Genomic DNA, 8,456 nt, shown 5'->3' on the forward strand with positions numbered 1-8,456 from the left:
CCTTCCAACGGGAACGCCTGACGTCTCACGCGGTCGAGCTGGCCAGTCGCGTTATGGATCGCGAGCCAAGCATCCGGAAATCCGGCACTTGAGCAAACCAGGCTGTGAAACTCGTTATCGAGCGCGAAGAACTCATCGACATCCTTACGCTTGGCAGCCCCCTTCTGCTTGAACAATGCCAGCTCAAAATCCTTCTCAAATTCAGGCTTGAAGTTCCGAGCAGCAAGCCGCGTCAGTCGAACCTCGACCGTATCCCGCACCAGTTGTCCCTGAAGGACCTCCTTCAGAACGATCTTGTTGACGAAAGTGCCATCGCTCGGCGCGATCTTGACGAGACTCTCTTTTGCAAGCTGAAGAATTGCCTCGCGCAGCGGAGTCCGCGAGATGCCTAACTGAGCGCAGATGTCCTTCTCGACGACCGCGCTGTCCGGCGGCATTTTGAGCGAGATGATCGCTCCACGGATCAATTCGTACACCTGCGCGGATTTCGAAACCCGACCATCCAACTGATCCGGGGTGAACAGCGGAGCTAGTTGATCCACGGCAGCCTCTTCGATAATGTTTTCGTAGCCGTCATCGGCCATCCGCCTCCCAACAATATACCAATACACCGGAACATTCCAGATTCAAAACTGGGATGGGCTTCGGATTTCCCTCTTGCCAGACTCCTATTTATATACCAATATACTGGCATACCCACCAGCGAGAGGACTGAACGAATGCCCGGCGCGACCCCTTCAGCGGTCCATCCCGCGCCTGAGGCGCGCTCGGAACTCCTCACCGCCCAAGAAGCGGTGGAAATCATGGAAAGCTGCTATGGGCTGAACGTCGAGGCGCAGCGTCTGTCGGGCGAGAAAGACAGCAACTTCCACGTCACGGATGAGGACGGGAACGAATTTCTCCTCAAGATCGTCAACCCTGGGGAAGACCCTGCGGTGACCAACATGCACACAGCATCTCTCCAGCACATTGAGAGAGTGGACCCAGGCATGCCTATCCAGCGAGTGGTGCCAAACCTCGTGGGCCGCCCGGAATTCATCCTCGACTATCGGCCTGGCGATTCTCGTACCGTTCGGCTGGTAACATTTACCAAAGGGGTGCTGCAGAGAAAGACCCCTCAGACCCCAGATCAACGCCACAACATCGGAGTTATGCTGGCCAGGCTTCAGGAAGCACTGGTGGACTTTCACCATCCGGCTGAAAATCACTATTCGACATGGGACCTAAAGAACATTCTTTCCCTGAACGAGATGTTCGACGACATCAAGGATGGGATGCGGCGGACCGAACTTCTACGTTGGGTCGATCTTTTTAGAGCCGAAGTGCTGCCGAGGGTGACGCATCTACGTGCGCAGGTCGTCCATAACGACTTGAACAGCGATAACGTGATCGTCGATACAGTCGATACAGACAAGGTCGCTGGCATTATCGACTTCGGCGATATGGTTCGCACCCCCGTCGTCTTCGACGTGGCGGTAGCCGCAGCCTATCAACTTACCGAATCCGAGACCCCCCTGGACGACGCTTGCGACTTTCTAAGGGGCTTCCATAGCCGACGGCCGCTGCTGCCAGCCGAAATCGACATACTTTTCACGCCAATCGTAGCGCGGATGGTGACGCGCATCGCCATAACGGAATGGCGAGCCGGGCGCTTTCCGGAGAACCGGAAATACATCCTACGCAACACGCCGCTAGCGTGGCGCCAATTTCACCGTCTCGCACAAATCCCTCACGCGCAGGCAACCGATCAGGTCGCCCGCGCTCTGTCGCTATAGGAGCAAGCCAAATGTCGTCGTCCGCCGCCGCCGCATATATGATCAACGGGTTTGATCCGAGCACTGCCGATCGCCTATCCAAGGAAGAGCAGTCCCTGATTGCCCGTCGGCGGGATCTCCTCGGGCCTTCATACAAACTCTTCTATGAGCATCCTGTTCACGTGGTCCGCGGCGAGGGTGTCTGGCTCTACGATTCCCAGGACAACGCCTATCTGGATGTCTACAACAACGTGCCCTCGGTAGGGCACTGCCATCCGCGCGTGGTTGAAGCGATCTGCAAACAGTCGGCGATCCTCAACACGCACACCCGCTACCTTCACGAATCGATCCTCAAATACTCCGCCGATCTGCTGGAAACCTATCCGGAAGAAATAGCCAACGTAATGTACACCTGCACGGGAAGCGAGGCCGTGGACCTGGCGCTACGCATCTCGCGTTACTATACGGGCGGCACGGGGATTGTGGTAACCGCCAATGCCTATCACGGCCTGACGACTGCCGTTGCCGAAATCTCCCCATCGATGGGGCCGAACGTTCCGCTCGGCCAGCACGTCTACGTGGTCGATGCTCCCGACGAGTATCGTGAAGGCGGTGACATCGGCGAGATCTTCGCCGAACGGGTGGCAGCCGCCATCAAGCAGATGCAGCGCCATGGCATCAAATTCTCCGCCTTCATCGCCGATGGCATCTTTTCCCCCGACGGCATCCTAACTGACCCGCCCGGCTTCCTCAAAAGGACACTCGAGGTCGTTCACGCGGCAGGCGGCCTGTATATCGCCGACGAGGTCCAGCCTGGGTTCGGCCGCACCGGAACGCATTGGTGGGGCTTCCAGCGTCACGGCATCGTCCCAGACCTGGTGGTGATGGGGAAACCAATGGGCAACGGCATGCCGATCGCAGGCGTTGCGGCGAAGCCGGAAGTTCTCGAGCGCTTCGGCACCGACATCCGCTACTTCAATACGTTTGGCGCCAACACCGTCTCCATCGCGGCCGCGCAGGCTGTCCTTGATGTCATCAAGGACGAGAAACTCATGGAGAACGCCGTCCGTGTGGGGACTTACATGATCGACGGCATGAAGGAACTCCAGCAGAAGTACGAGGTTATCGGTGCTGTGCGCGGTGCCGGCCTCTTCTTGGGCATGGAATTCGTAGCCGACCAAGAAACCAAGGCACCGAACGGAAAGCTCTCATTGGCCGTCGTCAACGCGCTCCGCGAAAAGCGCATGCTGATCAGCGCGTCCAGTTCCCACGGTCATGTCCTGAAAATCCGACCGCCGCTGCCATTCACGGTGGCAAACGCAGACACCTTTTTGTGTGGACTGGACGAAGTCTTGTCCGATCTCTCGTAAGCAATCGCTCGCGCACGAACAGACGACGGAAAAAGCCGCGCAAACCGTAACGTCTCAACGGGGAATAAAATGAAACTCTCGCTTATGCTCACCGCAGGCGCACTTGCGCTGACCTTCCTGTCGTCTGCCAATGCTGAAGACCTTACCAGCATCAAGATCGCCACCGAAGGTGTCTATCCTCCTTTCAACTATGTTGACGTCGGGAAACTTACTGGTTTCGACGTCGACATCGCGAACGCACTCTGCGAGAAGGCAAAGCTGAAGTGCGAAGTCGTCACTCAGGAATGGGATGGCATGATCCCCGGCCTGGTCGCGCACAAATACGACGCGATCGTCGCTTCGATGAACATCACCGACGAACGAAAGAAGAAGATCGACTTCACGGCGAAATACTACGATACGCCTGCCAAGTTCATGGCACCGAAAGAGGCCAAGGTCACCGACATCTCGCCAGCCGCGCTGAAGGGCAAGGCGATCGGCGTGCAGGGGTCCACGACCCAGCAGAATTTCCTGGAAGCCAAGTACAAGGATTCGACGATCAAGACCTACTCGACCGTCGACGATGCAAGCGCCGATCTCGCGGCCGGCCGCATCGACCTCGTGCTTTCCGACAAGGTTCTCCTGGATGCCTGGCTGAAGAAATCCTCTGACGGCTCTTGCTGCGAACTGGTGGGAGGCGACCTTCGCGACCCGCTTTTCGGCGCCGGAAAGGGCGTTGGAGTCCGCAAGGACGATCCGGAGCTGCGGGACAAGCTTGATGCCGCTCTGAAGGAAATTCTCTCCGACGGCACCTACAAGACCATCAACGCCAAGTATTTCCCGTTCTCAATTTACTGAGGCGCTCAATCCATATGCCCGGCCAGGCATGGCCGGGCATATGGTATCCAGGAGATAACGGTGGAACTCGTTGGTCTGCTTTCATTCGGTCCTGAGGGTTGGGGACAGCAATTGCTGGACGGACTCTGGCTGACTATCCGGCTGGCCGTTGCGACCCTTCCGTTTGGCTTACTTCTTGGGCTGGGCCTAGCTCTGCTGATCAACGGCCAGAACAGATGGCTCCGCGGGGCTGCCACGCTTTTCGTAACAACCTTCCGCGCGTTGCCAGAACTGCTTACCCTTTTCATCATCTACTACGGAGGCGGCGCGCTCCTCCAGGCGACCTCCGAACGGATTTTCGGCCAGCCATTTGGTGAGGTAAGCGGATTCGTAGCCGGAATGGTCGCGCTAGGAATCGTCTTTGCTTCCTTTGCCTCAGAGACCTTTGTCGGGGCTCTGCGTGCCGTCCCGCATGGACAATACGAAGCGGCGGCGGCGCTAGGCCTGTCGAGATGGCAGACGTTCCTTACCGTCATTGGACCGCAACTTTGGCGGCTTGCTCTTCCTGGTCTAGGCAATCTCTGGTTCGTGCTGCTCAAGGATACATCGCTGGTGTCTATCATTTCGCTCGCGGACCTCATGCGCCAGACCAACCTGGCTGTCGCAAACACAAAGCAGCCGCTGTTCTTCTACGCGGTGGCCTGTCTCATCTACCTTGTCATCTCGATGATTTCTTCCGGGGTCGTTAGCCTCCTCGAGGCTCGATCCAATCGCTGGATAGTCAGGGGGCGAGGATGAATATCGAACTTCTCGCCACCTACGGCCCCAAGATTCTGTGGGGCCTCGTCGTCACGCTGGAGCTCGTTTTCACGTCGGCCTTGATCGGCGCGGCATTGGCCCTTCCGCTGGCCGTAGCGCGCAATGGATCGTTCGCGCCGCTCAGGCTGTTTGCGAAAGCCTACATTACGTTTTTCCGAGGCACGCCGCTGCTGGGGCAGATATTCCTGATCTACTTCGGGGCCGGGCAGATGCGCGCAGAGCTCACGAGCGTTGATCTTTGGTGGTTTTTCCGCGATGCCTATTTCTGCGCTCTGTTCGCATTCACATTGAACACGGTGGCCTATCAGGGCGAAATTCTCCGCGGAGCCCTGAGCGCCCTTCCACAAGGCCAATCAGAGGCGGCGAACGCGCTTGGTTTGAGACGCTCGACGACATTCTTCCAGATCCTGCTGCCCCAGGCGATGATCATAGCGCTTCGGCCGCTCGGAAATGAGCTGATCCTGTCCCTTAAAGCTTCAGCCCTGGCCAGCGTCGTCACTGTGCCCGAACTGATGCAAGCGACCAAACTCGCGTTCTCGCGATCGTTCGATTTCCAGGTCTATGTCTGGGCCGCCGTCCTCTACCTCATAATGGTCGAGGGGATCCGGAGGGTGTGGGGGGTCCTGGAACGTTATCTGACACGCCATCTCCGCCGCAGGCCCGCACCGAAGCGTCTGCCCGCAATCGCGCCAGCGACCTGACCGAGGAGCTTCCGATGGTTGCCGACAATACCAATGGTTCCGCAGTCGAGTTCGACAATGTTTCTAAATGTTACGGGACTCATCAGGTGCTTACCGACATCAGCTTTCTCGTCCGGGAGGGTGAGCGGATCGTCATTGCCGGACCGTCAGGCTCCGGAAAATCCACGATGATCCGTTGCATAAATCACCTCGAGCAGCATCAGACCGGCCGCATCCTGGTTGAAGGGGTGGAGCTGACGCACGAGCGCAAGCAGATCGAGGCGGTCCGCAGAGAGGTTGGAATGGTGTTCCAGCACTTCAACCTCTTTCCTCACAAGACTATCCTCGAGAACTGCACGCTGGCCTTGAGGTCCGTTCGGGGGATGTCGCGGGCCGAGGCCAATGATGTCGCCATGGCGTTTCTTGAAAAGGTCCGCATCCCCGAGCAGGCGCACAAGTTTCCAGGCGAGCTCTCCGGAGGCCAGCAACAGCGCGTGGCGATCGCGCGTTCGTTGGCAATGAAGCCTCGGATAATGGTGTTCGACGAACCATCCTCCGCCCTAGACCCGGAAATGATCCGGGAAGTTCTCGACGTGATGGTGGCCCTGGCTGAAAGCGGCATGACCATGCTCTGCGTGACGCACGAAATGGGCTTTGCCCGTCAGGTCGCCGACCGCGTGATCTTCATGGCGGATGGCAAGATCGTTGAGACGGCACCACCCGAGGAGTTTTTCAAAAGGCCCCGCGAGGCGCGCAGCCGAGCGTTCCTGCAGCAGCTCCTGCACTAACGTCAGTTCATCTCCAAAATGGAATAGGCAGCGCCGATGGCTGAAAAGAAAACGCTCGTCCTGACAGGGGCCGCCGGCAACATGGGGCGCGACCTCCGGCCCTTGCTGCGGGAAGGCTATTTGCTGCGCACGACCGCGCGACAGTCCCTGGAACCCGCCGGCGACGAGACGTTCCTCCTTGGGGACCTTACCGATCCTAATTTTTGCTCCGAGCTCGTGGCGGGCGCGGATGGCGTTCTTCATCTCGCCGGCGCCGTCGGCCCGGCGCTCTCCTTCGAGCAGACGCTGGATGCGAACTACCGCGTTGTGCTGAACCTGCTGGAAGCTTGCCATCGGGCCGACGTGGAACGTTTCATCTTTGCTTCCAGCCACCACGCGGTCGGGCTTCACAGCGCGGACGAGAGACTGGATCATACTGCGCCGGCCGCTCCCGACGGCTACTACGGACTGTCCAAAATCTTCGGCGAGGCTGCCTGCGCGATGTATGCCTACCGCTACGGCCTCCGCGTCCTGAACGTTCGCATCGGGAATGCCGATCCAAAGATCGTCGACGGCCGACGCGAACGTATCTGGCTGTCGGCTGAAGACATGGTCCAGCTTGTCGATCTCGGCATGACCCACCCAACTCTGGGCTGCGAGACAGTTTACGGGGTGTCGAGCTGCCCATCGCCTATCTTTGACAATGTTCGCGCGGAGGCCCTTGGCTACCATCCGGCAGGACAGGCCGCAGTCAATCACGCGCAGGATTTCCGACCGTTGGAGGAGCTTCCGCCCGCAGACACGGCATCCGTCGGCGGGTATTTCGCCACCCTCACTCTCCCCCCGCCTAAGGGATTTGACGCATGAAGATAACATCCGCCGAGGTGATCCTCGTCGAAATCCCGTTTGCCTTGCGCGGAACAGGGGTCGGGATCATGCCCACCGCCTGGAAGACGCTGGAATTTGCTCTTGTCCGGCTTGAGGATGAGCTTGGCAATGTCGGCTGGGGCGAAGGGTTCGGGTACTCGCTGATCGATGCGACCAAGTCCGTCGTCGATCGGCTCATATTGCCGACGCTCGTAGGCTCCGAAATCGACGATATTCCGTCGTGGAACGCCAGGACGCAACGACAGCTCCACATGTTCGGACGCTACGGCATCACGATCTTCGCGATCTCAGGGGTCGATATCGCGCTGTGGGATCTCGCCGCCAAGCGGGAAGGCAAACCGCTCTATAAGCTGCTTGCAGGCCATCGCGAGGTTCGGACGCGTATCCCCTTCTACGCGAGCCTCGTGCGCTACGCGGAGTGTGATCTAGTGGTCGATGCCTCGAAGGAGGTCCTGGACGCAGGCTTTCACCGGATCAAACTGCACGAGATAACTTTGCCCGCGATCACGGCCTGCCGGAAAACCGTCGGGCCCCACACGGACATCTGCGTGGATGTCAACTGTGCCTGGTCCACGGATTTCGTCGAGAAGAACCTGGGGGAGCTGAGAGCCCTCTCTCTGACCTGGCTTGAAGAGCCCATCTATCCGCCTGAGGACTTCGCTGCCCTCGCATCGCTTCGCGGCAAGGGCCTCAACATCGCCGCCGGCGAAAACTGGTGCACTAGCTTTCAGATCGATCAGGCGTTGAAGGCTGGGGCGGTGGACTACCTCCAACCGAGCATGACCAAGGTCGGCGGCATATCGGAGTATCTGCGGATCGTCGACCTTGCGGACAGGGCTGGCACCACCTTGATGCCCCACTCACCGTATTTCGGTCCAGGGTTCTACGCATCTCTCCAAGTGGCAGCCGCCAGGCCGAGCATCACAGCGCTCGAATACAACTTCGTCCAGCCAGACGCTTGGTTGGCGGATGTCGAGGGCATCCGCGACGGCGAAATGATCAAGGTGTCTGAAAAGCCGGGCATCGGCTTCGAGCCCGATCTGGACGTGCTTAAGAAATATGGTCGTGTCTTAGGAAGGAGAAATCTATGAAACCCAACAATCTTCACGCGTTGTGGAGCGATGGTCGGTGCGTCCTGAATGGATGGCTATCGATCGCCAACGCCTTCTCGGCGGAGATCATGGCCGAGCAGGGTTATGACAGCATCACAATCGATCTTCAGCACGGTATCGTCGACTACCAGGCCGCCGTTTCCATGCTTCAGGCAATGAGGGCGAGCGGCGTGGTGCCGTTGGTTCGAGTGCCATGGCTTGATCCCGCTCACATCATGAAGGCTATTGATGCCGGCGCATACGGCGTGAT

At 58.7% G+C, this 8,456-nt stretch carries 10 protein-coding genes; 9 read left to right on the plus strand and 1 reads right to left on the minus strand.

What is annotated here, in order from left to right; genetic code table 11:
- On the minus strand, nt 1–584 hold a 584-nt coding region (locus EOA13_RS35905; protein ID WP_245490584.1), incomplete at its 3' end, for a GntR family transcriptional regulator.
- A gap of 135 nt (nt 585–719) precedes the next feature.
- Here EOA13_RS35905 and EOA13_RS35910 point away from each other — a divergent pair.
- The 9 genes from EOA13_RS35910 to EOA13_RS35950 form a co-directional block, all read left to right on the plus strand.
- Complete coding sequence (locus tag EOA13_RS35910; protein WP_127297888.1) at nt 720–1,775, plus strand: phosphotransferase; 1,056 nt, start codon at nt 720–722, stop codon at nt 1,773–1,775.
- Between the two features lie 11 nt (nt 1,776–1,786).
- Entirely contained in the window at nt 1,787–3,124 is a 1,338-nt protein-coding gene (locus EOA13_RS35915) for an aminotransferase class III-fold pyridoxal phosphate-dependent enzyme (protein ID WP_245490585.1), read from the plus strand.
- Nucleotides 3,125–3,193: 69 nt separating this feature from the next.
- On the plus strand, nt 3,194–3,961 hold the full coding sequence (locus EOA13_RS35920; protein WP_127297889.1) for a transporter substrate-binding domain-containing protein: 768 nt from the start codon (nt 3,194–3,196) through the stop codon (nt 3,959–3,961).
- A gap of 60 nt (nt 3,962–4,021) precedes the next feature.
- The gene (locus EOA13_RS35925; protein WP_127297890.1) at nt 4,022–4,738 is read left to right on the plus strand and encodes an ABC transporter permease subunit; all 717 of its coding nucleotides are present in this window, start codon (nt 4,022–4,024) and stop codon (nt 4,736–4,738) included.
- A complete protein-coding gene (locus EOA13_RS35930; protein WP_127297891.1) occupies nt 4,735–5,460 on the plus strand; it encodes an ABC transporter permease subunit in 726 nt (241 codons plus the stop codon). Before EOA13_RS35925 ends, EOA13_RS35930 begins: the two co-directional genes overlap by 4 nt.
- 14 nt (nt 5,461–5,474) lie before the next feature.
- The gene (locus tag EOA13_RS35935) at nt 5,475–6,227 is read left to right on the plus strand and encodes an amino acid ABC transporter ATP-binding protein (RefSeq protein WP_127297892.1); all 753 of its coding nucleotides are present in this window, start codon (nt 5,475–5,477) and stop codon (nt 6,225–6,227) included.
- A gap of 36 nt (nt 6,228–6,263) precedes the next feature.
- The gene (locus EOA13_RS35940) at nt 6,264–7,073 is read left to right on the plus strand and encodes an NAD(P)-dependent oxidoreductase (RefSeq protein ID WP_127297893.1); all 810 of its coding nucleotides are present in this window, start codon (nt 6,264–6,266) and stop codon (nt 7,071–7,073) included.
- Nucleotides 7,070–8,185, plus strand: coding sequence for a mandelate racemase/muconate lactonizing enzyme family protein (locus tag EOA13_RS35945; protein ID WP_127297894.1), 1,116 nt, complete (start codon nt 7,070–7,072; stop codon nt 8,183–8,185). The genes EOA13_RS35940 and EOA13_RS35945 overlap by 4 nt, the downstream gene beginning before the upstream one ends.
- On the plus strand, nt 8,182–8,456 hold a 275-nt coding region (locus tag EOA13_RS35950), incomplete at its 3' end, for an aldolase/citrate lyase family protein (RefSeq protein ID WP_245490586.1). The genes EOA13_RS35945 and EOA13_RS35950, both read left to right, overlap by 4 nt.

This window comes from Mesorhizobium sp. M7A.F.Ca.US.011.01.1.1 (genome assembly GCF_003998295.1).
Lineage (GTDB): Bacteria > Pseudomonadota > Alphaproteobacteria > Rhizobiales > Rhizobiaceae > Mesorhizobium.